Below are 26,834 nucleotides of genomic sequence, written 5' to 3'. Positions count from 1 at the left end.
CCGCTCACCGGCCCCGCTTCGTTCCGCTACGCCCCCACGCTGGTACCGCCACCTCCCGCACCGCCGGGCTCCGGGGGCTCGGCCCCCGGGCCGGCACTCGCCCCGACTCACCGGGAAGCGCACAGCGCGAACAGGGGAGGACAAGAAGGGGCGACCCGCTCAACCAGCCTGGGGGTCACTGGGAGCGGGCCGCCGTGTTCCAGCTTAGGTAATAACGTGGCGCCGCGCCTCCCCGGGGGCCGGATCCGGGGGCCGCGGTTGGTCATTCACCCACTCCCCGTCCGGTGGTCTTCTCCCTCAGCTGGCACAAAACCCGTCGTCAGGCCGGGTACGCGCCGGTGGTTGATCTTGCAGGGAGCGCGGCGGACGTGATGAACGTCGCTCGTCCGGCCGGCCGTGTGCGGGGCGGATCGCATGGTCGGCGGGGGTGAAGGTGCCCGCGGCTGCTTCGGCTCGGGAATAAATTGTCGGACCTCGTCCCTAGATTGATGACGTGAGCACCACCGAGGCGCCTGCGCGTCAAGACCGTCCAGTCTCCGGGACGGCACCCCGGCCGGCCGGCTGGGTGCGCCGTCTTTCCGCCGCCTGCTGGGAGCACCGCGGTGTCGTCGTGCTGGCCATGGCGGCGGCGGTCCTGAGTGTCGGGGTGCAGGCGGCGAGTCCGCTGCTGGTGCGGTCGGCGGTGGACGGCGCGGTGGCCGGGCACACCTCGCAGCTGAGCGGGATCGCGGTCGCGCTGGTGGCGTTGCAGGTGGTGGCGTTCGGTTCGGCGTTTATGCGCCGGTACGTGGGCGGCCGGCTCGCCCTGGACGTCCAGCATGATCTGCGCAACCAGGTGTTCAATGCGGTTTCCCGGCTTGATGGCGGGAAACAGGACGCTTTGCGTACCGGGCAGGTGGTTTCGCGGGCGATTTCGGATTTGCAGTTGGTGACCGGGTTGCTCATGCAGGTGCCGTTGTCGGCGGGTTCGGTGATCTTCGCGGCGCTGGCGCTGGGGGCGATGCTGTGGATGTCGCCGCTGCTGACGGTGATCGCATTGATCGTGGCGCCCGCGGTCGGGATCGTGGTCGGGATCAGCCGGCGGAGGCTGTTCCCGGCGACCTGGTCGGCGCAGCAGCGGGCTGCCGACGTCGCGCAGCAGGTGGAGGAGACCGTCACCGGCGTGCGCGTGGTGAAGGGGTTCGGGCAGGAGGCGCGCGAGGTTTCGCGGCTGGAGCGCACTGCGCGGAAGCTGTTCGCGGAGCGGTTGCGTGCGGCGAAGCTGTCCGCGCTGCCCACCGCGACCACGTCCGCGCTGCCCGCGGCCGGTCAGGTGGCGGTGCTGGCCATCGGCGGGGTGTTGGCGCTGGGCGGGCAGATCAGCCTCGGTACGTTCCTCGCGTTCGCCACCTATCTGGCCACGTTGATCGGGCCGGCGCGGCTTCTGTCCGGCCTGGTGGTGCAGGCGCAGCTCACGCGTGCGGGTGCGGAGCGGGTGTACGAGCTGATCGACGCGCAACCCGAGGTGGCCGACAGTCCGGACGCGCAGCCGCTGCCCGAGGGTCCGCTCGGGGTGGAGCTGTCCGAGGTCCGCTTCGGCTACACCCGCAGTGAACCGGTGCTGGACGGTCTCACGCTCGCCGCGCGTCCGGGCGAGACGCTCGCGCTGGTGGGCACCGCGGGTTCCGGGAAGTCCACGATTTCCTTGCTGCTGCCCCGGTTTTACGACGTGCATGAAGGTTCGGTGCGGGTCGGCGGTGCCGACGTGCGTGAGGTTCCCCTCAAGCAGCTGCGGCAGGCCATCGGGGTGGTTTTCGAAGAGGCGTTCCTGTTTTCGTCGTCGATTCGCGACAACATCGCATACGGGCGGCCGGATGCCAGCGACGAGGAGGTCTTCGCCGCGGCGAGGGCCGCGGAGGCCGACGGCTTCATCCGTGCGCTTCCCGAGGGGTACGCCACCGAGGTCGGCGAGCGCGGGCTCACGCTGTCCGGCGGGCAGCGGCAGCGCCTCGGTCTGGCCCGCGCGCTGCTGACCGACCCGCGCGTGCTGATCCTGGACGACGCCACGTCCGCGATCGACACCGTCACCGAGGCCGCGATCCACGAGACGCTGCGCGCGGTCACCGCGCAGCGCACCACGCTGCTGGTCGCGCACCGGCGGTCCACGCTGCAGCTGGCGGACCGGATCGCGGTGCTCGACCAGGGCCGCGTGGTCGACGTCGGTACCGAGGACGAGCTGCTGGCGCGCTGCCCGCTGTTCCGCGAGCTGGTCGCCGGTCCAGGCGACGACGCCGAGAAGCCGCATCGGCATCGCGTGCTCGAGCCGGGCGCGGACGGACGCACGTCCGCGCTGTGGCCGGACTCCGGTGACCGCGACGAGGTCGACGCGCTCGCCGAGGCCGCGCAGACGCGCGGCGGCACCCCTGGCGGTGGTTCGGGCTTCGCCGGCGGCGGTGCGGACGTGCCGCCGACGCCGGAGCTGCTGGAGGGCGTGCGCAAGCTGCCACCCGCGGTGGACCGGCCACGACTGTCCGAAGTGGACGTGACGGCGCCGGATCCGGGGTTCCGGCTGTCCCGGCTGCTGCGGCCGGTGCGGTGGCCGTTGATCGGCGTGATCGCGCTCGTGGCCGGCGACGCGCTGGCCACGCTCGCGCTGCCGGCGCTGTACCAGCGAGGGGTCGACCACGGCGTGCTGCCCGGAGCCGTGAGCGTGGTGTGGACGCTGGCCGCGGTCGGCGCGCTGGTCGTCGCGGTGGACTGGTTCCTGGTGCGCGGGCAGACCCGGCTCACCGCGCGGGTCGGCGAGACCGTGCTGTACTCCTTGCGCGTCCGCAGCTACGCACATCTGCAACGGCTCGGGCTGGACTACTACGAGCGCGAGCTGTCCGGCAAGATCATGACCCGGATGACCACGGACGTCGACGCGCTGTCCACGTTCCTGCAGACCGGCCTGGCCACCGCGGTCGTGAGCGCGCTGACGCTGGTGGGCATCACCGTCGCGTTGCTGGTCACCGACGTCACGCTCGCCGGGTACGCGCTCGCCATGCTGCCGCTGCTCCTGGTCGCCACGCTGGTGTTCCGCCGGCTCGCTTCGCGCGCGTACACCGAAGCGCGCGAAAAGGTGAGCGTGGTCAACGCCGATCTGCAGGAGAACGTCAGCGGCCTGCGGGTCGCACAGGCGTACACGCGGGAAGAGCGGTCCGCGGCTGCCTTCGCTTCGCGCAGTGACGAGTATCGGCGCTCCCGGTTACGTGCGCAGCGTTACATCGCGACGTACTTCCCTCTCGTGACGCTGCTGTCGGACCTCGCGACCACCACGGTGCTGGTGGTCGGGGCGAACCGCGTCGCGGCGGGCACGCTCGCGGCGGGGGTGCTGCTCGGGTTCCTGCTGTACCTGCAGCAGTTCTTCTCGCCGATCCAGCAGCTGTCGTCGGTCTTCGACGGGTACCAGCAGGCGCGGGTCGGGTTGAGCCGGATCGGCGACCTGCTGCGCACGCCCACCTCGGTGCCGCCCGCGGAGCGGCCGGTGGCGTTGCCGGAGCACCTGTCCGGCGAGGTGCGGTTCAAGGACGTCGGGTTCTCCTACGCCGGGGCCGGGACGCCCGCGCTGGAGAACCTGTCGCTCGACGTCTCCCCCGGCGAGACGGTCGCGCTGGTCGGCGCCACCGGCGCGGGCAAGTCCACCGCGGTCAAGCTGGTCGCGCGCTACTACGACAGCACCGACGGCGCGGTGCTGATCGACGGAGTCGATGTCCGCGAGTACGACCTGCCCGGCCTGCGGGCGCGGATGGGCGTCGTACCGCAGGAGGCACACCTGTTCTCCGGCACGGTGGCCGACAACGTGCGCTACGGCCGCCCGGAAGCGACCGACGCGGAGGTGGAGACGGCCGTGCGGGCGGTCGGCGCGCTGGACGGCGTGGCCGCGCTGCCGGCCGGCTTCCACCAGCCGGTGGGCGAACGCGGCCGGTCGCTGTCCGCCGGGCAGCGGCAGCTGGTCGCGCTGGCCCGCGCCGAGCTGGTGGACCCGGACGTCCTGCTGCTCGACGAGGCCACCGCGGCCCTCGACCCGGCCACCGAGGCCACCGTGCTGCAGGCCACCGAGCGCCTGTCCCGCCGGCGCACCACGTTCGTGGTCGCGCACCGCCTGGCGACCGCGGCGAAGGCCGACCGGATCGTCGTGCTGGACCACGGCCACATCGCCGAGCAGGGCACCCACGAGGAACTACTCACCGCAGACGGCCACTACGCCCGCCTGTGGGCACTGGGCTGACAGCGGTGTCCGGGCCGAGCTGCGCGGAGCGGGCGAGGAGGCACGCCGTGCGGGGCAGGTGCGGAGCCGCGCGGCCAGGCACCGAGCCGTGAAGCCCCCTTAAGGAGCCCTTCACGGCCTTCTCGCGGCGGAGCAGCGAACGGCGAGGGCAACCCAGAGCGGCGGCGCGCCGGGTTAGCGAGCGCGGCGGGACGCCAGCGCAGCGAGGCCTCAGCTCGCGTACGGGAGTTCTCGCCACTGGAGGTCGCCCCAGCCGGCGGAGGTGACGTCGGCCGGGCCGGCCCAGCGGGTCGTGCCCGGGCGGACGTGGGTATCCGGGCCGATGGACCAGTCCGGGGCGGCGGGCTCCACGTGGTCGAACTCCTCGATCCCCGCCGGGGTGCGCCACACCGCGGTGCAGGAGTCACACATCAGCACCACTTCGCCGCCCTCGGTGACCAGTGGCCGGATCAGGCCCTGGTCCCAGAACGACGGACATTCGACCAGCCACATCGGGTACGCACCACCTCGTACGGCATTCGCGGCGCCACCCCCCGGGGCGCCGCATCAGCTACCGGGCCAGTGCACCCGGGTGGCGTGAACACCGGCCACACACACGGCCAACCCGGCACCAACGGTGCCCGAAAAGGCTGTGTCCAGGGCCGATCGTTCCGGACCCGGAACACGGCGCGGGACACTTGATCGAGTCAGTGACCGATCCCCTAGTGCGCCAGGCCTCACACACGGCAGTTCCATCACACGGCAGTCACGGAGGGGGTTAGCCTGGTAGGCGCATTAGCACAGACAAGATCGAGACGGATAGAGGCGAGCCCAAGCCGTGTCCAGCAGCAGCCCTGCGTCACAGTTCGGCCCCAACGAGTGGCTGGTCGAGGAAATGTACGACCAGTTCCTTGCCGACCCCTCCTCAGTCGATGCCGCCTGGCACGACTTCTTCGCGGACTTCAAGCCGACGCAGTCGCCGCAGGCGAAGGCCGATTCCGCCCGGCAGACCACGGCCGGCACCACGGTGAGCAGCGACAACGGACACGCGACCGAGGCGAAGCCCGCCACGCCGCAGCGCAGCGCCACCCCGGCGCCCGCCCCGAAGACCGAAACCCCGAAGGCCGGCTCCACGACCGAGTCCCCCAAGACCGAGGCTCCGAAGACCGAGTCGCCGAAGGCCGCAGTGCCGAAGACCGAGCCAGCCAAGGCTGCGCCGGCAAAGAGCGCGCCGGCAAAGAGCGCGCCAGCAAAGAGCGCGCCCGCCAAGGCCGCGAGCGCCGAGGCGCCGAAGACCACCGCGGCCACGGCCGACTCCGCGAAGAAGGACGAGCCGGAGTCGAAGCAGCTGCGTGGCGCCGCCGCGGCAATCGCGAAGAACATGGACGCCTCGCTGTCGGTGCCCACCGCGACCAGTGTGCGCGCGGTGCCGGCGAAGCTGATGGCGGACAACCGCATCGTCATCAACAACCATCTCAAGCGCACCCGCGGCGGCAAGATCTCCTTCACCCACCTCATCGGCTACGCCATGGTGCGGGCGCTGAAGGACTTCCCGAACATGAACCGGCACTACCAGCTGGTCGACGGGAAGCCGTTCGCGGTCACCCCGGAACACGTGAACTTCGGCCTCGCCATCGACATGAAGGGCAAGGACGGCGGGCGCACGCTCGTCGTGGCCTCGGTCAAGGGCGTCGAGGACATGACGTTCATGCAGTTCTGGCAGGCCTACGAGGAGATCATCAAGAAGGCCCGCACCAACAAGCTCACCGCGGACGACTTCTCCGGCACCACCATCTCGCTGACCAACCCGGGCGGCATCGGCACCAACCACTCGGTGCCGCGGCTGCAGGCCGGCCAGGGCGCGATCATCGGCGTCGGCGCGATGCAGTACCCGGCCGCGTTCGAGGGAACCAGCGAGAAGACGCTGATCGACCTCGCGGTCAGCAAGATCATGACGCTGACCTCGACCTATGACCACCGGATCATCCAGGGCGCGGAGTCCGGCGAGTACCTGAAGCGGATCCACGAGCTGCTGCTCGGCGAGAACGGCTTCTACGACGACGTCTTCACCAGCCTGCGGCTGCCCTACGAGCCGATCCGCTGGGTCGCCGACATCCCGGAGGGCCCGGTCGACAAGACCGCCCGGGTGATCGAGCTGATCGAGGCGTTCCGGATGCGCGGGCACCTGATGGCCGACACCGATCCGCTGAACTACCGCCAGCGCAGTCACCACGACCTGGACGTGCTCTCGCACAACCTGACCCTGTGGGACCTCGACCGCGAGTTCCCGGTCGGCGGCTTCGCCGGCCAGGAGACGATGAAGCTGCGCGACATCCTGGGCGTGCTGCGCAACTCCTACTGCCGCACGGTCGGCATCGAGTACACCCACATCCTCGACCCCGAGGAGCGGCGCTGGATCCAGGACCGGGTGGAGATCCCGCACGAGAAGCCGGACCCCGCGGTGCAGAAGTACGTGCTCTCGAAGCTGAACGCGGCCGAAGCGTTCGAGACCTTCCTGCAGACCAAGTACGTCGGTCAGAAGCGGTTCTCGCTGGAGGGTGGCGAGACGGCGATCCCGCTGCTGGACACGCTGCTGGACAAGGCGGCCGAGCACGAGCTGGACGAGGTCGTCATCGGCATGCCGCACCGCGGCCGGCTGAACGTACTGGCCAACATCGTCGGCAAGCCGATCAGTCAGATCTTCCAGGAGTTCGAGGGCAACCTCGACCCGGGCCAGGCGCACGGCTCCGGCGACGTGAAGTACCACCTCGGTGCCGAGGGCAAGTACTTCCGGATGTTCGGCGACGGCGAGACGAAGGTGTCGCTGACCGCGAACCCGTCGCACCTGGAGACCGTCGACCCGGTGCTCGAGGGCATCGTCCGCGCGAAGCAGGACCTGCTGGACAAGGGCGACAGTGTCACCGGGGGATACTCCGTACTGCCCGTCCTGATGCACGGCGACGCGGCCTTCGCCGGCCAGGGCGTGGTGGCCGAGACGCTGAACCTTTCGCTGCTGCGCGGCTACCGCACCGGCGGCACCGTGCACGTGATCGTCAACAACCAGGTCGGCTTCACCACCGCGCCGGAGCACTCGCGCTCCAGCCAGTACGCCACCGACGTGGCGAAGATGATCGGTTCGCCGATCTTCCACGTCAACGGCGACGACCCGGAGGCGGCGCACTGGGTGGCCAAGCTCGCCGTGGAGTACCGCCAGGCGTTCCACAAGGACGTGGTGATCGACCTGATCTGCTACCGCCGCCGCGGTCACAACGAGGGCGACGACCCGTCGATGACGCAGCCGGCGATGTACGACATCATCGACACCAAGCGTTCGGTCCGGAAGGGCTACACCGAATCGCTGATCGGCCGCGGGGACATTTCCGTCGAAGAGGCCGAGGCCGCGCTGCGGGACTTCTCCAGCCAGCTGGAGCACGTCTTCAACGAGGTGCGCGAGCTGGAGAAGCATCCGGCGAAGGCGAGCCCCTCGGTCGAGGAAGAGCAGCAGATCCCGGCGAAGGTCACCACCGCGGTGTCTCAGGAGACCGTCGAGCACATCGGCGACGTGTTCCTCAACGTGCCTGAGGGCTTCACCCCGCACCCGCGGGTCAAGCCGGTCATGGAACGCCGGCACAAGATGTCCCGCGAAGGCGGCATCGACTGGGCATTCGGCGAACTGCTCGCGTTCGGCACCCTCGCGCTGGAAGGCCGCCTCGTGCGGCTGTCCGGCCAGGACTCCCGCCGCGGCACCTTCACCCAGCGGCATTCGGTGTTCATCGACCGCAAGACCGGCCAGGAGTACTCGCCGCTGCAGAACCTGGCCGACGACCAGGGCCGCGTGATGATCTACGACTCCGCGCTCTCGGAGTACGCCGCGGTCGGCTTCGAGTACGGCTACTCGGTGGCCAACCCGGAATCGCTGATCATGTGGGAGGCGCAGTTCGGCGACTTCGTCAACGGCGCGCAGAGCGTCATCGACGAGTACATCTCCTCCGGTGAGGCCAAGTGGGGCCAGCGTTCCGACGTGGTGCTGCTGCTGCCGCACGGCCACGAGGGGCAGGGCCCGGACCACACCTCCGGTCGCATCGAGCGGTTCCTCTCGCTGTGCGCGGAGGCCTCGATGACCGTCGCGGTGCCCTCCACCCCGGCGAACTACTTCCACCTGCTGCGCCGGCACGCCCTCGACGGCATCCAGCGGCCGCTGATCGTCTTCACACCGAAGTCGATGCTGCGCAACAAGGCGGCCACCTCGGACGTGGCCGACTTCACCGGGCAGAGCCGGTTCATGTCGGTCATCGACGACGCCGACCTCGATCCGGCCAAGGTCCGCAAGGTGCTGCTGACCTCGGGCAAGCTGTACTGGGAGCTGGTGGCCGAGCGGGCCAAGCGCGAGGTGGACGACGTCGCGATCGTGCGCATCGAGCAGTACTACCCGCTGCCGAAGAAGAAGCTGCTGGCCGCGATCGAGCGCTACTCGAACGCGAAGCAGATCGCGTGGGTCCAGGAGGAGCCGGAGAACCAGGGTGCCTGGCCGTTCTTCGGGCTCAACCTGCCGCGCAAGTTCCCGGAGGCCTTCGCCGGCCTCCAGGTCGTGGCGCGCCGCCCGATGGCCGCCCCGTCGGCCGGTTCGTCGAAGGTGCACGAGGTGGAGCAGAAGGCGCTCATCTCGAAGGCGTTCGACTGAGCTGAGCAGCTGCACAGGCAGGCCGTCCCGGATATCCGTCCGGGGCGGCCTGCCTGCTCTTGGTCAGCACGTGGTCGCCGCGGTGACCGGCCGCCTTCGTTTCCCAAGAGCCACCCTCGCCCGCTGGGGAGAAAACTCGGTTTTGTCCCGGCTGCGGGTCCGCGAGACTGGCTCGCATGCTGATCCGCCAGGCCACCGCCGATGACGCGCCGATGATCCACGTCCTGCACAACGCCGCGTTCGCGCCGCACAATCCGGGCGTGACCGGCGAGATGCCGGAGGCCCGGCTGGTCGAGGGCCTGCGTGGCGACGGCGACCTGATCCCCGCGTTGTCCCTGGTCGCGGTGCGTGACGGCGAGGTGATCGGACACGCCTGCGCCAGCCCGGCCCGGCTCGGCGACGACCCCGCGTCCGCGGTCGGCTTCGGCCCACTCGGCGTGCTGCCCGCGCACCAGCGCAGCGGCGCCGGTTCCGCGCTGGTCCACGCGACCGTCGGCGCGGCCAACGCGCTCGGCCGGTCCCTGGTGGTGCTGCTCGGCAGCCCGGCCTACTACGCCCGGTTCGGCTTCGTCCTGGCCGAGACCCTCGGCATCACTCCGCCGGTCGCCGACTGGGCGCCGCACTTCCAGGCGCTCCCGCTGGCCGCCTACACCCCGGGCGACCGCGGCGCCTTCCGCTACGCACCGGCGTTCGACCGGCTCTGAGGATTCACGACTTCAGCCCGTTGCGCTGCAGGAAGTCGTCGGCGATGTCGAGGGGATTGCGTTTCTCCTCGGTGAACTGGACGTTCAGCTCGGTCAGCTGGTCCGTGGTCAGCGCGGCCGACACCCGGTTCAGCGCCTCGGTCTCGCGCTGGTCCAGCACGCCCTTCGCGACCAGCGGCACGATGTTCTGCGCCGGGAACATGTTCTTGTCGTCTTCAAGCGGGACGAAGCCGTTGGCCGCGATGGTGGACGAGGTGCTGAACAGGTCGGCCACCTGGACCTCTCCGGACTTCAGCGCGGCGACGGTGACCGGGCCGCCGGTGTCGGTCGTGCGGATCTCCTTGAACTCGCAGCCGTAGAGCTGCTTGATCCGGTCCTTCCAGCGGCTGCTCCACTGGCCCGGCCCGCCCATCACCAGGTCCTGGCAGCGCCGGCCGAGGTCGGAGAACGTCTTCACCCCGGAATCGGCCAGCTGCTTGCCCACCACCAGCAGGTCCTTGTCCTCGGCCGGGGACTGGTCCAGCACCTCGAATCCGGCGGGCAGCTTCTGCTTCAGCTGCGTGTAGACATCCTGGGAAGTGGTCACCTCGGCGTTCTTGTCGAAGTAGCGCAGCAGGTTGCCGCTGTAGTCCGGCACCACCGACAGCGATTTGTCCTGCAGTGCCTTCACCACGACCTCGCGGCTGCCCACGGGCGGGCGGACGGTGATGTCGTCCGCACCCGCGTTGCGCAGCGCACCGGCGTAGATCTGGGCCAGCAGCAGGCTTTCCCCGACGTCGGAGGCGCCGATGATGATGTCCCCGGAGCTACCGCCCTCGCCGCCGCCGGCGAGCGGGTTCCCGCACGCCGACACCAGCAGGGCCAGCCCCGCCACGAGTACTCCCAGCCGCTTCACGCCACGCCTCCCGCGGACACCGCACGGCCGGACGCCGCCTGCGCGGCCAGCCGTACTCCCTTGGGTACCAGCGCCCGCTGCACGGTCGCGAGCACCAGGTCCAGCACGATCGCCAGCAGCGCGGTGAGGATCGCGCCGGCGAACACCTCGGTGTAGTCCAAAATGGCCAGTCCGTCGAGCAGGAACCGGCCGAGCCCGCCGAGCCCGACGTAGGCGGCCACCGCCGCGGTCGCGACCAGCTGCAGCACCGCGTTGCGGATCCCGCCGAGCACCAGTGGCAGCGCGATCGGCACCTCCACCTGCCACAGCCGCTGCCAGCCGGTCATGCCGATGCCCTGCGCGGCGTCCACGACGTCGTGTTCGGCCGCCAGCAACCCGGCGTAGGTGCCGGCGAGCACCGGCGGGATCGCCAGCACCACCAGCCCGATCACGGTGGCCGTGGTGCTTTCGGTGAAGAGCAGGAACAGGAAGGTGATGAGCCCCAGCGTGGGCAGCGCGCGGATCACGTTGCCGGCGCTGACCAGCGCGACCCCGCCACGTCCGGTGTGCCCCACGAACAGCCCCAACGGGACCGCGACCACCAACGCGATGACGAGGGAGAGCAGCACGTAACCCAGGTGCTCGCCCAGCCGCGCGCCGATGCCCTCGGTGCCCTGCCAGTTCGCGGCTGTGGTGAACCAGCCGAAGACGTCGCCGATCATCCGGCCACCTCCTCTCCGGGCGTGCTGCGGCTCGCGCGCTCCCATGGGGTGAGGACGTTGCGCAGCAACACCAGCAGCAGATCGACCACGAGCGCGAGCACCAGCGTCAGCACGATCCCCACCACGATCGGCGAGAAGTACTCGCGCTGGAACCCGTCGGTGAACAGCACGCCGAGACCACCGGTGCCGATCAGCGCGCCGACGCTCACCAGGCTGATGTTGCTCACCGAGGCCACTCGCACCCCGGCGGCGAGCACCGGCACCGAAAGCGGCAGCTCCACGCCGAAGAACCGGCGCGGACCGCGGTACCCGACCGCGGTGGCGGCCGCGACGATGTGCGGCGGCACCGCTTCCAGCGCGTCCAGCACCGGCCGCACCAGCAGCGCGGTGGTGTAGATGGTGAGCGCGACGATCACGTTCACGCTGTCCAGAATCTTGGTGCCGATGATGCCCGGGATCACCACGAACAACGCCAGCGACGGGATCGTGTACAGCAGATTCGACAGCACCAGCAGCACACTGCGCACGCCGCGGCTGCTGTGCCCGAGCCAGCCGAGCAGGATCGCCAGCACGATCCCCACGACCAGCGGCACGAGCGCCAGGTACACGTGCTCGCCGAGATCACCGAGGATCTCGCCGCGGTTGTGCACACTGGACAGGTAACGGCCCAGCTCGCCGAAGAAGCCGCCCATCAGGACCCCTGCGGGGAGGCCTCGATCACGTCCAGCACCTGGTGCGCCAGCACCGTGCCGAGCACCCGCAGCTCGTCGTCGACCACCACGCCGAGGCTGGCGGGCGAGGACAGCGCGGCGTCCAGCGCGCCGCGGATCGGGGTGCCCTGGATGTAGAGCGATCCGCCCGCCACGAGGTCGGTCTCCGCCAGCGCACCGTCCACAGTGGAGCCCGGCGGCAGCCAGCCGCGCGGCTGCTTGTCGCTGTTCACCGCGAGCAGCCAGCCCGAGGACGCACCCTCCACTCTGCTGCCCAGCTCGATGGTGTTCGCCGGGGACACCTCCACCCCGTCGGCGGACCGGAAGGACAACCCGCGGTAGCCCCGGTCGCGGCCGACGAAGGAGGCGACGAAATCGTCCACCGGCTGCCGCAGCACCTCCGAAGGAGTGCCGTACTGGGCGAGTTTCCCGCCCACGCGCATGACCGCGACCTTGTCCCCCAGCCGCACCGCCTCGTCGATGTCGTGCGTGACGAACACGATCGTCTTGCCCAGCTGCGACTGCAGCCGCAGCAGCTCGTCCTGCAGTCCTTCCCGGACGATCGGGTCGACCGCGGAGAACGGCTCGTCCATCAGCAGCACCGGGGAGTCCGCGGCGAGTGCGCGGGCCACGCCGACCCGCTGCTGCTGGCCGCCGGAGAGCTGCGCCGGATAACGCTTGCCGAGCCCGGCGGGCAGCCCGACGGTCTCCAGCAGCTCACCCGCCCGCGTGCGGGCCTTGCGTTTGTCCCAGCCGGACAGCAGCGGCACGGTGGCGATGTTGTCCAGCACTGTCCGGTGTGGAAAGAGGCCGGCGTGCTGGATCACGTAGCCGATCCCGCGGCGCAGCACCGCCGGATCGCCGGCGCTCACGTCCTCGCCGTCGAGCAGGACACTGCCCGAGGTGGGCTCGACCATCCGGTTGATCATGCGCAGCGACGTCGTCTTGCCGCAGCCGGACGGGCCGACGAACACCGTGATCGTGCCGTCCTCCACCGTGAGGGAGAGCCCGTCGACGGCCACCGTGCCATCCGGATACCGTTTGGTGACGTCGCGGAATTCGATTGTCACAGACTTCTCCCCACATCGGATACCGGGAACCGACGGTAGCCGAATCGGCAGCCCTTGGCAGCGTGTCCCAGGAACTGGCCGGTTACCCTCGCCCGGTGACCGCTCTCGACGATGTCCTCGCCGCGCACGGTGCGGCGGTCCGCCCGCTGTACCAGGTGCTCGACCTGCTGCGTACCGGCTCGTACGAACTCGCCGACCTGGTCCGGCTGACCGGCGTGCCGCGGCGCAGTGTGGAGGACGTGCTGGCCGCGCTCGAGGCGGATCTGGAGCAGTCCGCCGCGGGAGTACGGATCACGCCGCACGCTCGTGGCGCGTACGAGAGTTACGCGTTGCCGGAGTTGCCCGATCCGCTCGACGACGCGGTGGCCGCGCGCCCTGCTTTGCGCACCATGCTGGCCGAGCGGATCGCCGAGGTACCGGCGCCGCTGGCCGCGCTGGACCACGTGCAGGCGACCCCGGAAACCGTGCTGCGCCGCGCGCTGTGGCTGAACTCGCGGTACGACTTGCGCCGTAGCGAACTGCTTTTCCTCGGTGATCATGACTTGACGTCGCTGGCCGTGCGCGCAGTGTGTCCGCAGGCGCGGCTGACGGTGGTGGACCTCGACGAGCGCGTGCTGTCCTATCTGGACGAAACGAGCGAGGGCGACGTCCGGACGGTCCACACGGACCTGCGGGTCGGGCTGCCGCCCGCGGTGAGCGGCACCGCGGATCTGGTGTTCAGCGATCCGCCTTACACGCCGGAGGGGATGGGGCTGTTCGCGGCCAGGGCGGTACAGGCCCTGCGGGAGCCGACGACCGGACGGATCCTGCTCGCCTACGGGTACAGCGCGCGGCATCCGGCGCTGGGTGCGCAGGTGCAGCGTGCGCTGGCCACCCTCGGCCTGACCTTCGAGGCGATCCTGCCGGACTTCCACCGCTACACCGGCGCGCAGGCGATCGGCAGCGCGGCGGACCTCTATGTGTGTCAGCCGACCGCGAAGGCGAAGAAATCCGGTGCACGTAAGGGTAATTCGGCGATCTACACGCACGGTCCGCAGTCGGTGGAGGCAGCGGGGACCAAGCCCGCGTTGCTGAGCGCGCTGCGCGAAATCGCCGCCGAGGGCGGGCTGTCGCTGGAAACCCGTCCGGTCGGCTGGGCCACCTCGGGCCCGGAGGGCGACGCGGTCGCGATGGACCTGTCCGCCGACCCGGGCCCCTGGCTGCTGCGGACCCTGCTCGGCACCAACGCCCGCCGGCTGGCCCTGCTGCTCCCGAACAACCACCCCGACCTCGCCGACGCGGCGGCGCAGGCCGCGCTCACGGCACTGGTGTCGGCGAAGTACCGGCTGCGCCTGCTGCGCAGCACCCCGGACAACCGGCACGCGGTGGTCGTGGCCGACGTGATCGACCAGCCGTCGGACCTGCTGACCCGCGCGCACGCCCGGCTGGCCAACGCACTGCTGGACGTCCCTGCGGACCTGGCCGGTCTCCGGCTGGTGGACGTCCCGCGGCACCGGCTGGCCGCGCTCCTGCCCGGCTAACCTTCCGTCCGCACCGCGAACGAACGCGTCCGGCTGCGGTCCAGGAACCGTTCCTCGTCCTCCTGGACCCCGGAGCCGGGTGCGTACGCCACGCGTGCCCACGCGAAGTAGGCGGCCTGGTCCTCGAACTCCAGCTGGGTCACCACGTCGAAGCCGGGCGCCTCGCCGCTGCCGCCGGGCTGGACGTAGTGCCGGAGGTACCCGTCCGGCCGCAGGGACAGTCCCAGTACCAGCGGCACGTGCCGGTTCTCGTAGTGGTCGGCGAACTCCTCGGCGGTAAGGTTCGGATGCTTCGACAGCAGGGCCATGACTCGGTACACGGTGGCTCCCTTCGACCCGGTAACGGTAGCCGGTACGGGAAGCCGTCTGACCACTGTGGACACTCGACGACGCGAACGGTGCCCCGGACGACGAAAGGGCTCCCCGGCGACCGGCCGGGGAGCCCTTTCGCGAAAACGGGGTCAGCCGGTGACGCCGTCCTGCTCGGCGGTCTTCGCGACGGCCGCCGCCACCTCGGGGGCGACCCGCGGGTCGAGCGGGCTCGGCACGATCCGGTCCGGGCCGAGGTCGTCGGAGGCCACCGCGACGATCGCGTCCGCGGCCGCCAGCTTCATGTTCTCGGTGATCGCGCGGGCGCCGGCGTCCAGCGCGCCGCGGAACACGCCGGGGAACGCCAGCACGTTGTTGATCTGGTTGGGGAAGTCACTGCGCCCGGTGGCGACGATCGCGGCGTGGCGCGCGGCGTCGTCCGGGTGCACCTCCGGGTCCGGATTGGACAGTGCGAACACGATCGGGTCGTCGGCCATCGTGGCCAGCAGCTCCGGTTCGACCGTGGAGCTGGACAGGCCGAGGAACACATCGGCCCCGCGCAGCGCCTCGGCCAGCCCGCCGGTGAGCCCGGTCCGGTTGGTGGTCTCGGCGAGCTGCCGCTTGACCGGGTTCAGTCCGTCCCGACCGGCGTGCACGATGCCGCGCGAATCGAGCACGGTCACGTCGGCCACTCCCGCGGCGAGCAGGATCCGGGCGCAGGCCACCCCGGCCGCGCCGGCACCGGAGATGACCACGCGTTCGCCCGCGATGTCCCGGTCCAGCACCAGGTTCGCGCCGCGCAGCGCAGCGAGCGTGACGATCGCCGTGCCGTGCTGGTCGTCGTGCATGACCGGGCAGTCGAGTGCTTCCTTGAGCTTGTCCTCGAGTTCGAAGCAGCGGGGCGCGGAGACGTCCTCCAGGTTCACCGCGCCGAAGGACGGGCGCAGCCGCACCAGCGTCTCCACGATCTCGTCGACGTCGGTGGTGTCGAGCACCAGCGGGATCGAGTCGAGGCCGCCGAAGGTCTTGAACAGGACCGACTTGCCCTCCATGACCGGCAGCGAGGCACTCGCGCCGATGTCCCCGAGGCCGAGCACCGCGGTCCCGTCGCTGACCACCGCCACGAGGCGGTCGGCCCAGGTGTAGCGCTTGGCCGCGGCGGCGTCCTCGGCGATCGCCCGGCTCACCTTCGCCACCCCTGGCGTGTAGGCGATCGAGAGATCCCGCGGGTCCGTGATCGGCCGCGTGGCCGCCACCGAAAGCTTGCCGCCCTCGTGTCCGGCGAAGATCTCGGCATCGGTCACCGGGGCGGCGGTGACGCGGCCGGCTTGGTCGGTCATCGGGTTTCCTGTCGTCGTTTCCGGCATCCGCCCCGGGCGGACGGCGGAAATCGGGTGGAGCTGGGTCATGACGGATACTCCTGGGACTGCGAGCGGGGGACCACCCGGCACGGGCGAAGGCGCACCCGTCCCCGGTGGAACTAGTCCTCCGGACGGCAGCCCAGCGCGGTAGCGCCGGCCTGTCGGCGAGGCGTCGCGTCGGCCGTCCGATCCGTGTAGGCGAGCGGCCGCGGACGCTGCGGTCGGTCAATCATGACAGGCGCCGCCACCGTCCCGACCCCTCGGTGCGGTTCACATCACAGATTCCGCGGCTTTTCCCCGGAAACCCCTATTCCCAAGACGTCCGTCCGGTTTCGGAACGTCGATTGCCGGACTACGGAACCGATTCAGTCCCGCCGGACCGCGGCCGCCGTGTGGCGGAAAGCACTCGATAAGGTGAGGTCATGGATTTCCGCCCCCTCGAAATCGCCGACGCCTACGCGTTCACCCCCCGCGTCTTCCCGGACGAGCGCGGACTGTTCGTCGCGCCGTTCCAGGAGGAGGCGCTGGTCCGCGCGACCGGACACCCGCTGCGGATCGGACAGACCAACCACAGCGTCTCCCGCCGCGGGGTCATCCGCGGCGTGCACTTCGCCGACACGCCACCCGGTCAGGCCAAGTACATCTACTGCGCGGCCGGCGCGCTGCTGGACGTGGTGGTGGATCTGCGGGTCGGCTCCGCCACGTTCGGACGCTGGGATTCGGTCCGCCTCGACGCGCGTGAGTTCAACGCCGTCTACGTCGCCGAAGGCCTCGGGCACGCCTTCGTGGCACTGGAAGACGACACCGTGATGGCCTACCTCTGCTCGGAGCCGTACAACCCGTCCGGTGAACACGGCATCAACCCGCTCGACCCGGCACTCGACTTGCCGTGGCCGGCGGAGCTGACGCCGGTCGTGTCCGAAAAGGACCGTGCGGCGCCGACCCTGGCCGAGGCACGCGACCAGGGTCTGCTGCCGTCCTATGCGGACTGCACCGCCTACTACGAGAAGCTCCGGTCGGCACACCGCTGAGCGGTCACGCCCGGACGTCCTCGGCCAGCACGCGCTCGATGTTGCGCTCGGCCAGCGCGGTGATCGTCACGAACGGATTCACCCCGGTACTGCCCGGAATCAGCGATCCGTCGGTGACGTAGAGGTTGCGATACCCCTTCACCCGCCCGTAGTCGTCGGTCGCCTCGCCGAGCACCAGCCCGCCGAGCGGGTGGTAGGTGAAGCGGTTCTCGAACGGCCGGGTGTCGCCGAACAGGTCGTGGCGGTAGATCGTGCGGTTCGCCGAGTTGATCTTGTCGAACAGCGCTTTCGCCGCGTCGACGGACGGCTGCCCCTGCGCCGCACTCCACTGCAGTTTCGCCGAATCGCTGGCGGGATCGTAGGTGAAATGGCCGCGTTCGCGGTTCTTCGTGATCGCCAGGTACAGGCTGACCCAGGTTTCCAGCCCGGCGGGCACCGGCGCGATCTCCGCGAAGACCGGGTGCACCGGGTCGTGCCAGTTGTCGATGCCGAGCGCGGGCATGCCGGACTGCAGGCTGCCGGTGGTGTCCCAGGCGTGGTTGGCGCGACCCAGCATCACGTTGCCGTTGGTGCCCCAGCCCTGCCCGACCGCCTCGGGCAGCCGCGGCAGCCGACCGGTCTCGCGGGCCCGCAGCAACAGTTCCGTGGATCCGAGGCTGCCCGCGCCGAGGAAGAGGTGCCTGGTGGTCACGTGCCTGGTCGCGAGCACCGCACCGTACGGGTCGGTCTCGCGGACGACGAGGGTGTAGGAACCGTCGGGCTGCTGGATGATCTCACGGACCTCGTGCAGGGTCTGGATGGTCACCCGGCCGGTGCCGAGCGCGGCGGCCAGGTAGGTCCGGTCCAGCGAGCGCTTGCCGTGGTTGTTGCCGTAGATCACCTCGGACGCGAGCGCGGACCGCTCGGCGGTGCCCGCTTCTTCCCTTTTCAGGTACTCGAAGTCGTACACACTCGGCACGAAGGCGGTCCGGAACCCGGCCTTTTCGGCGGATTTCCGGGAAACCCGGGCGTACTGGTACGAACGGCAGGTTTCGAACCAATTCCGGTCGACCTCGTTCATACCGAGCGCCGCGTTCGCGCGGGGGAAGTACCTGCGGTACATCTCGTCGGCGTCGACCCGCGGCAGGATTTCCTCGAAGTAGGAACGTTTCGGTGTGACCGCCATGGCGCCGTTGACCAGCGAGCCACCGCCGACGCCGCGGCCGAGGTACACCGACATGTCGCCGAAGTTCACCCGGTCGAGGACACCGGCGTACGGGTCGATGTCGTGGTTGGCGAGGTCGAGCCAGAGGAACGACGCGAGCGGCGCCTCGGTGCGCTGTTTGAACCACATCGCCCGGCGGTCCGGCTTGAGCATCGAGCAGAAGACGTTGCCGTCCGGGCCCGGGTCCTGCCACAGCTGGCCCATTTCGAGCATCAGCGTGGAAATCCCCGCCTCCCCGAGCCGCAACGCGGTGGCCGCCGCGCCGTATCCGGTGCCGATCACCACCGCGGGCGAGTACTCCGGCAATGGCGTCGCGGCGCGCGCGGAGTTCGTGGAAATGCTGGTGACTCCGAAGGCGGCAGCGGTGTTCAACGCGGCGAGACCGAGAAAACGGCGGCGGCTCAAAGAGGGGCGGCGACTCGAAGAGGGCATGGACGGCAATGCTGACGACCGGCGGACGGACTGACAAGACCAAACTTGAATGATGTTCGCGTTTGCCCAGTAAACGGCGTTTATTTTCACCCGGCCGGGGCAATCGCCGCGGCAGCCGCGCGCGGGAGCGGCGGGCGAGGCTACGCAGAAGCGGCCGGGTTGCCGCACAAGGAAACAGCCGAGTTGCGACGCGGAAGCAGCCCGGTCGCTGCGCGGAAGCAGCGGTCGGTTCGCGCGGAAACCCGGGGCCGGTGAAGGTCCCCTTCACGGACATTTGCACAGCTCCCCGGCGGAAGCGTTGCTTGACGAGCGCTGGTACCCCGCGGGAACGTTGCCGCAGGAGCACTCTGGCACCGCGCGGAAACTGCTGCCGCCCAGCACCTGTCACCACGCGGAAACCGCTGCCGCCCAGCACCTGTCACCACGCGGAAACCGTCGCCGCAGCAGCACCTGTCACCACGCGGAAACCGTCGCCGCAGCAGCACCTGTCGCCACGCGAAGACCGTCGCCGCGCAGCACCTGTCACCACGCGAAAATCGTCGCCGCGCAGCACCTGTCACCACGCGAAAATCGTCGCCGCCCAGCACCTGGCGCCACGCGGAAACCCTTGTCACGCTAGCGCTTGCGAGGCGTGACCCAGACGGTGATCGTGGCGGTGACCACCGTCGTGCCACGGGCGTCGAGGATGCGCACCGGCACCGGGAGGTCGGCTCCCTCTTCGCCGAAGGACGGGATCTCCGGCAGTTCGGCGACCGCGCGCAAGCCGCTTTCCGCTTTCGCGAGATACCTCACTTCCATGCCCTTGGGCAGCCATCGGTGCGACGCCGGGACGGTGGCCTCGGCCAGCATGCCCATGGCGATCTCGGCGAGGTTGCACGCGGCGATCGCGTGGAAGGTGCCGATGTGGTTGTGCACACCCCACCACTTCGGCGCGGTCACCGAACAGTGTCCCGGCCGCAGTTCGCGGACCGTGGGCAGCACGGTGCCGAAGTAGGGCACCCGAAGGCACATCGCGGCCGAGAACAGCCGATTGCCACCGGGTTTGCCGACCAGGCCACGCCACAGCGGGTAGGTCGAGAACGACGCCATGCGGCACCTCCCATCTTGTTACTCGTGAGTAGGGAAGCACATCGCCCGACCGGCCGGCAAACCCGGGCGGGGCTATATTCGGGCGCGTGGGACATCAGCTCTTCATTCTCCGGCACGGTCAGACCGAATGGTCGGTGAACGGCAGGCACACCGGCCGCACCGACATCCCGCTCACCGCGGCGGGCGAGGAGCAGGCGCGCGCCGCGGGCGGCACCCTCCGCACGCTGCTCGGCGGGCCGAAACTGGTGCTGTCCAGCCCGCGGGCGCGTGCGGTGCGCACCGCGGAGCTGGCCGGCCTGCTCGTCGACGAGGTCACCGAGGACCTGGCCGAATGGGACTACGGCGACTACGAAGGCGTGACCACCACGGCCATCCGCGAGCAGGTGCCGGGCTGGACCGTGTGGACGCATCCGATGCCCGGCGGGGAAAGCGCCCAGCACGTCGGCGCCCGCGCGGACAAACTGCTCGACGCCGCCCGCCGTGAGATCGAGCACGGTGACGTGGTCCTGGTCGGCCACGGCCACTTCAGCCGCGTGCTGGTGGCCCGCTGGGTCGGCCTGCCCGCGAACGCCGGTGTCCACTTCGGACTCGACCCGGCCGGCCTCGCGGTACTCGGCGACGAACGCGGCGAACCGCAGATCGAGCACCTGAACCTGCTGCCCGCGCTGGAAGGCTGAGATGCCCGATCCGCGCGTCCGGCGGATCCGTCCGGACGACGTCGAGGCGGTCGTCGAGCTGGTGCACGCGCTGGCCGACTACGAACGAGCGCCGGAGCAATGCCTGCTCACGGCGCCGCACCTGCACACCGCACTGTTCTCGCCGTCTCCCGCACTCTTCGGCCATGTGGCCGAAGTGGACGGTGCAATCGGCGGATTCGCCCTGTGGTTCCTGAACTTCTCCACCTGGCGCGGTACGCACGGCATCCATCTGGAAGACCTCTTCGTCCGCGACGAGCTCCGCGGCACCGGTCTCGGCAGGGCCCTGCTGGCGGCGCTGGCCGAAGAATGCGTGACACGGGGCTACCAGCGCCTGGAGTGGTCGGTGCTGAACTGGAACCCGGCCATCGGCTTCTACCGCGCGCTGGGCGCCCTCCCGCAGGATGGCTGGACCGTCTACCGCCTCACCGACGACCCGCTCCGCGCTCTCGCCAAGGACTCCTGAGCGCCACGTCCCTTCAGCGAAGCGGGAACCGCGAGTCAGTCGCGCTCGCGGTGTTCCCGTTCCGCACGACGGCCCGCCAGGCCGCCGCGTTCGGCTGCCTCTTCCTCGGTCTCGTCCTCGCGCATGCCCAGCGCCCAGGCCCGCGACGGGCGGCGGAACAACAACACCAGCGCGGCGATCCCGAACAGCCCGATCGGCGCCCCCCAGGCCGGCTGGCCGGACGGGCCGAGGATGTACCAGCCCACCCCGATCAGCAGTAGCGCGACAACCACTCCGGGTGAACGCGCCCAGGTGCGGCCGAGCACCAGACCGGCGGATGCGGCCAGGAACGCCAGCGCCAGCACCGCGTAGGTGGCGAACTCGGCCCAGATGTTGTTGCCCGGCCGTGGCGGCGTGCCGAGGCCTTCGACGAGGATCACCACGCCCAGTGCCAGCAGACCGAGGCCGGGCACCCCGGTGAACACCCCGGCAAGACGTACCTCGATCGGGGTGGGCGGCGGGTTCTCGGGAAGCGACACGGGCGCGGCCTTTCACCTGCTTTGCGGGAGCACAGGCACCCGACCAGCGCGAGTCACCGTGCGTGAGCAGTTTCGATGGTATGCCACCCGGTCGGCCGTTTTCGCGCGGCGGCGGTCAGGTAAAAATCGGGGTGTCGTCGATGAGCGGGCGGTCGGCCCGGGTGCACTTGTCACGACGCGCAGGTTCGCCGTGTGCAAAGGAGGACCGCCCGCCACAGGGTCGCCGGAACCGTGCCGAGGACGGCGCTCGCGGTCGCTGAGCTTCGCGTCACCTTGTGGCGCCTGAGGTTCTCCCGCCGGGCGGAAGCACCTACTCTGCGGTAGTGCGCGCCATCCTCGTCGTGAACCCCCAGGCCACCTCGACCACCGCCGGTGGCCGGGACGTGCTGGCGCACGCGCTCGCCAGTCAGGTCAAGCTCGACGTGGTGGAGACCGACTACCGCGGTCACGCGCTGGCGGTGGCCCGGGCGGCGGCCCGCGACGGAATCGACCTGGTCGTGGCGCACGGCGGCGACGGCACGGTGAACGAGGTCGTCAACGGCCTGCTCGCCGACAGCGGCGGCCGTCCCGCCGAGGCCGGCGCGGTGCCGATGCTGGGTGTCGTGCCCGGCGGCTCGGCCAACGTGTTCGCCCGCGCGCTGGGACTGCCCGCCGATCCGGTCGAGGCCACCCACCAGCTGCTCACCGCCCTCGAGGACGACCGGCGACGGCGGATCGGGCTCGGGCTCGCCGACGGGCACTGGTTCACCTTCAACGCCGGGCTCGGCTGGGACGCCGACGTGGTCGGCCGGGTCGCGAAACGGCGCGGCAAGCAGACCAGCTCGGGCCTGTACCTGCGGGCCGCGGTGCACTCCTACTTCCGCCCGCCGCTGGGCCGGCCCGCGCTGACCGTGCGGGTTCCCGGCCAGCAGCCGGCGGAGGTGGTGACCGCGTTCGTCTCGAACACCGATCCGTGGAGCTACCTGGGCGAGCGTCCGGTCCGCCTCAACGCGGGCTGTTCGTTCGAGACCGGTCTGGGCCTGTTCGCGTTGAGCGGTCTGCGCTTGCCCACCGTGTTCACGCATGTACGGCAAGCTCTGCTCACCGACAGCGACCAGCACGGCCGTCGGCTGGTGCGCGGGGACGACCTGCCGCTCATCCGGATCGACGCAGCTCAGCCCGTACACTTCCAGGTCGACGGAGACCTCGTCGGGCAGCGGACGCGAGTGGACTTCCGGAGCGTGCCGGACGCACTCACGGTAATCGCGTAGCCGAACGGTCACTGATCGCCCGCGGCAAAGTGCCCATGCCGTTCGCCGACGCAGAAGCTCCGTTCACCGCACCAGGCTTCCGTCCTCGGCGTCATCTCAGACCGAAACCGCAGGTCAGAGGCATAACTCGGCCGGGTGAGCTGACTCACCGATCTTCCGGAAACCCTTGTCGAACGCGGTGCTTCGTGAAAGCATTCACAAGCACCCAAAAACACGACCGCCATGACGACTGTGGCGCGGCCCTCCCGCGTCACTGTGAAGGAGCTCACGAACATGGACTGGCGCCACGACGCGGCCTGCCGAGACGAGGACCCCGAGCTGTTCTTCCCGGTGGGAACCAGCGGTCCGGCTCTGTTGCAGGTCTCCGAGGCGAAGGCCGTGTGCCACCGCTGCACCGTCGCTTCCGACTGCCTGGCCTGGGCTCTGGCCAGCGGCCAGGACGCCGGCGTGTGGGGCGGCATGAGCGAGGACGAGCGACGCGCGCTCAAGCGCCGCCGTACGCACATCGGCACGCGGACCACCGCCTGAGCCTTCCCGGCTCAGCTGTAGCACCCGGAAACATCGCAGATCCGGGATTCCCGTTGCATCGGAATTCCAGCAGTAGTCACCATCGCAGTAGCCAAAACTGCAGTATTCAGAGTTACAGTAGCCAGAACTGCAGTAACCAGAACCGCAGACCGGAAGCACCGGAAGTTCTTCCGAACGGGCACCCCTGTGCCCGCTCGGCATGTGGTGATACGTCTGCGAGTTCAGCTTAACAATCGAGACGGTGCGCCTTGCCCCCGGGTGCCGTCTCATCCGGACCTTCGAAGTCCTCCCGCGGCTCGAGTCCGTTGATGATCGCGTCGAATGGGCCGGTACCACCTTTGGTACCGGCCCTTCGTCGTGTTCGCACTGAGCAAGCAGTCCGAGGTCAAGCGGTCCGAGACACAGCAGCCCGGGAGCGCGCTGTGCCCGGCCGAGTCAGTCCACTTCGGACACCGCGGGAATCAGAGCCGCCGGGACAACGGAATCCGCAGCGCCGCTTCGGTACCGGGAACCCGGCTGCCGGTTTCGTCGGTGCGGATCTTGCGCAGGGACAGCGATCCACGCAGTTCCGATTCCACCAGCGTGCGCACGATCTGCAGCCCCAGTCCGTCGCTGCGTTCCAGCGAGAATCCGGACGGCAGGCCCCGGCCGTTGTCCCGGATGAGCACGTCCAGCCGGCGCGCGGACCGTTCCACGATCAGCTCCACCTTGCCCGGCCGGCCCTGCGGGAAGGCGTGCTCGATGGCGTTCTGCACGAGTTCGGCCAGCACCATCACCAGCGGCGTCGCGATCTCCGCGACCACGACCCCGAACGAGCCCTTGCGGGTGAGCCCGACCTGCGATTCCGCGGTGGCCACCTCGCCGACCATGGGCAGCACGTTGTCCAGCAGCTTGTCCAGATCGACCCGCTCGTCCACGGAGATGGACAACGCCTCGTGCACCATCGCGATCGAGGACACCCGCCGCACCGATTCACCCAGCGCCAGCCGCGCCTCCTCGCTCGTGGTGCGCCGGGACTGCAGCCGCAGCAGCGCGGCCACGGTCTGCAGATTGTTCTTCACCCGGTGGTGGATCTCGCGGATCGTGGCGTCCTTGGACAGCAGCGCGCGGTCCCGGCGCTTGACCTCGGTGACGTCGCGGACCAGCACCAGCGCACCCGCGGCCTGTCCCGCCGGGCGCAGCGGCAGCGCGCGGAACAGCACCACGGCGCCGCGCTTGGAATCGGCCTCGGTGCGGGTGGACGGTTTGCCGTCCAGCGCCTCGAGGATCCGGTGCGACACCTCGGTGGCGTCGAACGGATCCCGGATCAGCGAGCGCGTCAACGGCGCCAGCCGCTGCCCCACCAGGTCGGATTCGTGTCCCATCCGGTGGTAGGCGGACAGGCCGTTCGGGCTGGCGAACACGACGGTGCCGCTCGGATCGAGCCGGACCAGGCCGTCGCCGACGCGGGGGCTGGTGTGCGTGTCGGTCTGGTTGCCACCGCCTGGCGGGAAGGTCCCGTCCACGATCATCTGGCACAGGTCGCCGGCACTGCCGAGGTAGGCGATCTCCAGCGGGCTCGGCACGCGCGGAGCGGCGAGGTTCGTCTCGCGGCTGAGCACCGCGACCACCTCACCGTCGAAGCTCACCGGCACCGCTTCGCGGCGCATCGGCAGGTCGCGGTACCAGTGCGGGTCCTCCTCGCGGCAGATCTTCACCTCGCGCACGGCCTTGGCCAGCTGCGGGTGCTCCTCGACGGTGAACCGGGTGCCGACGACGTCCTCCGGATGCGCGGTGGGCGCGGTGGTGGGCCGGGCGTGCGCGACGCAGACGAAATCGCCGCCGTCGCGGCGGAGGTCCTCGGCGACCGGGACCCACAGCAGGAAGTCGGCGAACGAGAGGTCGGCGAGCAGCTGCCACTCCGCGACGACGGTCTGCAGGTGGTCGGCCGCCTCGCCGGGCAGGTCGGTGTTCTCGGCGAGCAGATCGGAGAGCGTGGACACGGTTAGCAGTCCCTCCCCGCGGCGAGCTCGCTGCTGCGATCGGTCATCCCGGCCTCCTGTTCGGCTCGTGCCCATTCGAGCCTACGGCGCAGCACCCGGGTGCCGCCGCCCAGCCCGCGACCGCATGCCACACTGGAGCGGTTGACCCGAGCCCGGCCAGTGCGTCCGGGCCAGGCCGCGCACACCGAGGAGAGAAGCATGTCGAAGCGCGCCCGCAAGCGTCGCGACCGCAAGAAGAACGGCGCCAACCACGGCAAGAAGCCCAACGCCTGAGTTCGCGCCCGGACACGGCACGGCCCCCGCACCACTCGGTACGGGGGCCGTTCGTCGGTCCGGGGTGGCTACTCGCCGGTGCGCTGCTCGACGGTGATCTCGGTGCGCTCCACCGTGACACCGCCCTGGGTGGCCACGGTCTGCCGGATCGAGGCCCGCAGCCGGCTCTTCAGGTCCGCGGGCGCGTGGTCCCCGCCGCACTTGCGGGCGAGCAGATGCTTGAGCTGCTCGTCGATCCCGTACTCCTCGAGGCACGGCGGGCAGTCGTCGATATGCCGCCGCAGCTCCGCGTCCCGCTGCGGACTGCACTCGCGGTCCAGCAGCAGGTAGATCTCGGCAAGGGCGTCCTCGCACCGCATCTTGGCTTCGGGTGCGTCCTCGGTGCTCATCGCTTCGCCACCTCCTCGCGGCCCCCGCGGATGAAGCCACGCTCGCGCGCGACCTCGGCGAGCAGGTCACGCAGCTGGCCGCGGCCACGGTGCAGCCGGGACATCACGGTACCGATCGGCGTGTCCATGATCTCGGCGATCTCCTTGTACGCGAAGCCCTCGACGTCGGCCAGGTACACCGCGAGCCGGAACTCCTCGGGCAGCTTCTGCAGCGCCGCCTTCACGTCGGTGTCGGGCAGGTTGTCCATCGCCTCGACCTCGGCCGAGCGCAGCCCGCTGGAGGTGTGGCTCTCCGCCCTGGCGATCTGCCAGTCGGAGATCTCCTCGGTCGGCTGCTGCACCGGCTGCCGCTGACGCTTGCGGTAGCCGTTGATGTAGGTGTTGGTGAGGATGCGGTACATCCACGCCTTGAGGTTCGTACCGGCCTTGAAGGACCGGAAGGCCGCGTAGGCCTTCAGGTAGGTCTCCTGGACCAGGTCCTCGGCGTCGGCGGGGTTGCGGGTCATCCGCATCGCAGCCGAATACAGCTGGTCGAGCAGGGGCATCGCGTCGCGCTCGAAGCGCTCTGCGAGCTCCAGCTCGTCGGCCGCCGTCTCCGGCGCGGAGTTGGGGGTGCTCGGCAAACCGTTCCCTTCCCGTTCGGCGTCGATGCGCGGACGCGCATACGGCGCCCCCGAGTTTACGCGCGGACCGGCGAGGCCGGCCCGGGGACGGCTCCGGCTGGGTCGTGGGGTGGCGAGCGTGGTGTTCACGCTGGTTTCAACAGACCGTGGCCGCGGCACATTCCCGTCGGGTTCC

General features: G+C 70.2%; 23 protein-coding genes. 10 read left to right on the top strand and 13 right to left on the bottom strand.

All coding sequences use genetic code 11. The features are described 5' to 3' along the window. Window positions 1-493: 493 nt before the first annotated feature. Window positions 494-4,249 carry an ABC transporter ATP-binding protein gene (locus tag BJY18_RS30060; protein WP_184783259.1) on the top strand — a complete coding sequence of 1,252 codons (3,756 nt, stop codon included), beginning with the start codon at window positions 494-496 and terminating at the stop codon, window positions 4,247-4,249. Window positions 4,250-4,459: 210 nt separating this feature from the next. On the opposite strand, the gene BJY18_RS30055 is transcribed toward BJY18_RS30060, so the two are convergent. Beyond that, window positions 4,460-4,741, bottom strand: coding sequence for a hypothetical protein (locus BJY18_RS30055; RefSeq protein WP_184783258.1), 282 nt, complete (start codon window positions 4,739-4,741; stop codon window positions 4,460-4,462). Between the two features lie 325 nt (window positions 4,742-5,066). Between BJY18_RS30055 and BJY18_RS30050 the strand changes: the two genes are divergently transcribed. Together BJY18_RS30050 and BJY18_RS30045 are read left to right on the top strand one after the other, a co-directional pair. After that, window positions 5,067-8,909 carry a multifunctional oxoglutarate decarboxylase/oxoglutarate dehydrogenase thiamine pyrophosphate-binding subunit/dihydrolipoyllysine-residue succinyltransferase subunit gene (locus BJY18_RS30050; protein ID WP_184783257.1) on the top strand — a complete coding sequence of 1,281 codons (3,843 nt, stop codon included), beginning with the start codon at window positions 5,067-5,069 and terminating at the stop codon, window positions 8,907-8,909. A gap of 176 nt (window positions 8,910-9,085) precedes the next feature. Further along, a complete protein-coding gene (locus BJY18_RS30045) occupies window positions 9,086-9,613 on the top strand; it encodes a GNAT family N-acetyltransferase (protein WP_184783256.1) in 528 nt (175 codons plus the stop codon). Between the two features lie 4 nt (window positions 9,614-9,617). On the opposite strand, the gene BJY18_RS30040 is transcribed toward BJY18_RS30045, so the two are convergent. Genes BJY18_RS30040 through BJY18_RS30025 form a run of 4 tightly spaced genes read right to left on the bottom strand, consistent with a single transcriptional unit; the run spans window position 9,618 to window position 12,989 of the window. Continuing rightward, on the bottom strand, window positions 9,618-10,508 hold the full coding sequence (locus BJY18_RS30040) for an ABC transporter substrate-binding protein (RefSeq protein WP_184783255.1): 891 nt from the start codon (window positions 10,506-10,508) through the stop codon (window positions 9,618-9,620). Beyond that, complete coding sequence (locus BJY18_RS30035; RefSeq protein WP_184783254.1) at window positions 10,505-11,209, bottom strand: ABC transporter permease; 705 nt, start codon at window positions 11,207-11,209, stop codon at window positions 10,505-10,507. Before BJY18_RS30035 ends, BJY18_RS30040 begins: the two co-directional genes overlap by 4 nt. Continuing rightward, window positions 11,206-11,901, bottom strand: coding sequence for an ABC transporter permease (locus tag BJY18_RS30030; RefSeq protein WP_184783253.1), 696 nt, complete (start codon window positions 11,899-11,901; stop codon window positions 11,206-11,208). Before BJY18_RS30030 ends, BJY18_RS30035 begins: the two co-directional genes overlap by 4 nt. Further along, window positions 11,901-12,989, bottom strand: coding sequence for an ABC transporter ATP-binding protein (locus BJY18_RS30025; RefSeq protein WP_184783252.1), 1,089 nt, complete (start codon window positions 12,987-12,989; stop codon window positions 11,901-11,903). The genes BJY18_RS30030 and BJY18_RS30025 overlap by 1 nt, the downstream gene beginning before the upstream one ends. Before the next feature lie 95 nt (window positions 12,990-13,084). On the opposite strand from BJY18_RS30025, the gene BJY18_RS30020 reads away from it, so the two are divergent. Then, window positions 13,085-14,509 carry a bis-aminopropyl spermidine synthase family protein gene (locus tag BJY18_RS30020; protein WP_184783251.1) on the top strand — a complete coding sequence of 475 codons (1,425 nt, stop codon included), beginning with the start codon at window positions 13,085-13,087 and terminating at the stop codon, window positions 14,507-14,509. Here BJY18_RS30020 and BJY18_RS30015 read toward each other — a convergent pair. Then, window positions 14,506-14,829, bottom strand: a complete 324-nt coding sequence (locus BJY18_RS30015) for an EthD domain-containing protein (protein WP_312874007.1) — start codon at window positions 14,827-14,829, stop codon at window positions 14,506-14,508. The genes BJY18_RS30020 and BJY18_RS30015 overlap by 4 nt on opposite strands. Before the next feature lie 141 nt (window positions 14,830-14,970). After that, window positions 14,971-16,158, bottom strand: a complete 1,188-nt coding sequence (locus tag BJY18_RS30010) for an NAD(P)-dependent malic enzyme (protein ID WP_184783250.1) — start codon at window positions 16,156-16,158, stop codon at window positions 14,971-14,973. A 443-nt stretch (window positions 16,159-16,601) separates the two neighbouring features. On the opposite strand from BJY18_RS30010, the gene BJY18_RS30005 reads away from it, so the two are divergent. Continuing rightward, the gene (locus BJY18_RS30005; protein WP_184783249.1) at window positions 16,602-17,210 is read left to right on the top strand and encodes a dTDP-4-dehydrorhamnose 3,5-epimerase family protein; all 609 of its coding nucleotides are present in this window, start codon (window positions 16,602-16,604) and stop codon (window positions 17,208-17,210) included. Window positions 17,211-17,214: 4 nt separating this feature from the next. Here BJY18_RS30005 and BJY18_RS30000 read toward each other — a convergent pair whose 3' ends face one another. Both BJY18_RS30000 and BJY18_RS29995 read right to left on the bottom strand, forming a co-directional pair. Next, a complete protein-coding gene (locus BJY18_RS30000; RefSeq protein ID WP_184783248.1) occupies window positions 17,215-18,846 on the bottom strand; it encodes a GMC oxidoreductase in 1,632 nt (543 codons plus the stop codon). Between the two features lie 615 nt (window positions 18,847-19,461). Further along, window positions 19,462-19,935, bottom strand: coding sequence for a hotdog fold domain-containing protein (locus BJY18_RS29995; protein WP_184783247.1), 474 nt, complete (start codon window positions 19,933-19,935; stop codon window positions 19,462-19,464). An 86-nt stretch (window positions 19,936-20,021) separates the two neighbouring features. Between BJY18_RS29995 and BJY18_RS29990 the strand changes: the two genes are divergently transcribed. Continuing rightward, on the top strand, window positions 20,022-20,612 hold the full coding sequence (locus BJY18_RS29990; RefSeq protein ID WP_184783246.1) for an acid phosphatase: 591 nt from the start codon (window positions 20,022-20,024) through the stop codon (window positions 20,610-20,612). Window position 20,613: 1 nt separating this feature from the next. Then, window positions 20,614-21,096: a GNAT family N-acetyltransferase gene (locus BJY18_RS29985; protein ID WP_184783245.1), complete on the top strand. Its 483-nt coding sequence runs from the start codon at window positions 20,614-20,616 to the stop codon at window positions 21,094-21,096. Window positions 21,097-21,131: 35 nt separating this feature from the next. On the opposite strand, the gene BJY18_RS29980 is transcribed toward BJY18_RS29985, so the two are convergent. Then, window positions 21,132-21,614: a hypothetical protein gene (locus BJY18_RS29980; RefSeq protein ID WP_184783244.1), complete on the bottom strand. Its 483-nt coding sequence runs from the start codon at window positions 21,612-21,614 to the stop codon at window positions 21,132-21,134. A gap of 323 nt (window positions 21,615-21,937) precedes the next feature. Here BJY18_RS29980 and BJY18_RS29975 point away from each other — a divergent pair, with 323 nt between their 5' ends. Further along, a complete protein-coding gene (locus BJY18_RS29975) occupies window positions 21,938-22,864 on the top strand; it encodes a diacylglycerol/lipid kinase family protein (RefSeq protein ID WP_184783243.1) in 927 nt (308 codons plus the stop codon). A 273-nt stretch (window positions 22,865-23,137) separates the two neighbouring features. Further along, window positions 23,138-23,392, top strand: a complete 255-nt coding sequence (locus BJY18_RS29970; RefSeq protein ID WP_033293948.1) for a WhiB family transcriptional regulator — start codon at window positions 23,138-23,140, stop codon at window positions 23,390-23,392. 461 nt (window positions 23,393-23,853) lie between these two features. Here the strand turns inward: BJY18_RS29970 and BJY18_RS29965 are convergent, their stop codons facing one another. Beyond that, the gene (locus BJY18_RS29965) at window positions 23,854-25,374 is read right to left on the bottom strand and encodes a sensor histidine kinase (protein ID WP_184783242.1); all 1,521 of its coding nucleotides are present in this window, start codon (window positions 25,372-25,374) and stop codon (window positions 23,854-23,856) included. A 198-nt stretch (window positions 25,375-25,572) separates the two neighbouring features. Between BJY18_RS29965 and BJY18_RS38135 the strand changes: the two genes are divergently transcribed. Continuing rightward, window positions 25,573-25,647 (top strand): 50S ribosomal protein bL37, encoded by a 75-nt coding sequence (locus BJY18_RS38135; protein WP_098515123.1) that lies wholly within the window; start codon window positions 25,573-25,575, stop codon window positions 25,645-25,647. Window positions 25,648-25,715: 68 nt separating this feature from the next. On the opposite strand, the gene rsrA is transcribed toward BJY18_RS38135, so the two are convergent. Together rsrA and BJY18_RS29955 are read right to left on the bottom strand one after the other, a co-directional pair. Next, complete coding sequence (rsrA, locus tag BJY18_RS29960; RefSeq protein ID WP_184783241.1) at window positions 25,716-26,036, bottom strand: mycothiol system anti-sigma-R factor; 321 nt, start codon at window positions 26,034-26,036, stop codon at window positions 25,716-25,718. After that, window positions 26,033-26,659, bottom strand: a complete 627-nt coding sequence (locus BJY18_RS29955; RefSeq protein ID WP_184783240.1) for a sigma-70 family RNA polymerase sigma factor — start codon at window positions 26,657-26,659, stop codon at window positions 26,033-26,035. The genes rsrA and BJY18_RS29955 overlap by 4 nt, the downstream gene beginning before the upstream one ends. Window positions 26,660-26,834: the final 175 nt, after the last annotated feature.

This window comes from Amycolatopsis jiangsuensis, from assembly GCF_014204865.1.
GTDB lineage: Bacteria > Actinomycetota > Actinomycetes > Mycobacteriales > Pseudonocardiaceae > Amycolatopsis > Amycolatopsis jiangsuensis.
Note: the sequence above shows the minus strand (reverse complement) of the source record. Positions and strands in the feature narration are given on the sequence as shown.

What these genes read in the sequence shown, in the direction of transcription:
- BJY18_RS30055 (WP_184783258.1), bottom strand. Translation starts at nt 4,741, where the DNA reads ATGTGGCTGGTCGAATGTCCGTCGTTCTGGGACCAGGGCCTGATCCGG.
- BJY18_RS30045 (WP_184783256.1), top strand. Translation starts at nt 9,086, where the DNA reads ATGCTGATCCGCCAGGCCACCGCCGATGACGCGCCGATGATCCACGTC.
- BJY18_RS30035 (WP_184783254.1), bottom strand. Translation starts at nt 11,209, where the DNA reads ATGATCGGCGACGTCTTCGGCTGGTTCACCACAGCCGCGAACTGGCAG.
- BJY18_RS30030 (WP_184783253.1), bottom strand. Translation starts at nt 11,901, where the DNA reads ATGGGCGGCTTCTTCGGCGAGCTGGGCCGTTACCTGTCCAGTGTGCAC.
- BJY18_RS30010 (WP_184783250.1), bottom strand. Translation starts at nt 16,158, where the DNA reads ATGACCGACCAAGCCGGCCGCGTCACCGCCGCCCCGGTGACCGATGCC.
- BJY18_RS30005 (WP_184783249.1), top strand. Translation starts at nt 16,602, where the DNA reads ATGGATTTCCGCCCCCTCGAAATCGCCGACGCCTACGCGTTCACCCCC.
- BJY18_RS30000 (WP_184783248.1), bottom strand. Translation starts at nt 18,846, where the DNA reads ATGCCCTCTTCGAGTCGCCGCCCCTCTTTGAGCCGCCGCCGTTTTCTC.
- BJY18_RS29995 (WP_184783247.1), bottom strand. Translation starts at nt 19,935, where the DNA reads ATGGCGTCGTTCTCGACCTACCCGCTGTGGCGTGGCCTGGTCGGCAAA.
- BJY18_RS29985 (WP_184783245.1), top strand. Translation starts at nt 20,614, where the DNA reads ATGCCCGATCCGCGCGTCCGGCGGATCCGTCCGGACGACGTCGAGGCG.
- BJY18_RS29970 (WP_033293948.1), top strand. Translation starts at nt 23,138, where the DNA reads ATGGACTGGCGCCACGACGCGGCCTGCCGAGACGAGGACCCCGAGCTG.
- rsrA (WP_184783241.1), bottom strand. Translation starts at nt 26,036, where the DNA reads ATGAGCACCGAGGACGCACCCGAAGCCAAGATGCGGTGCGAGGACGCC.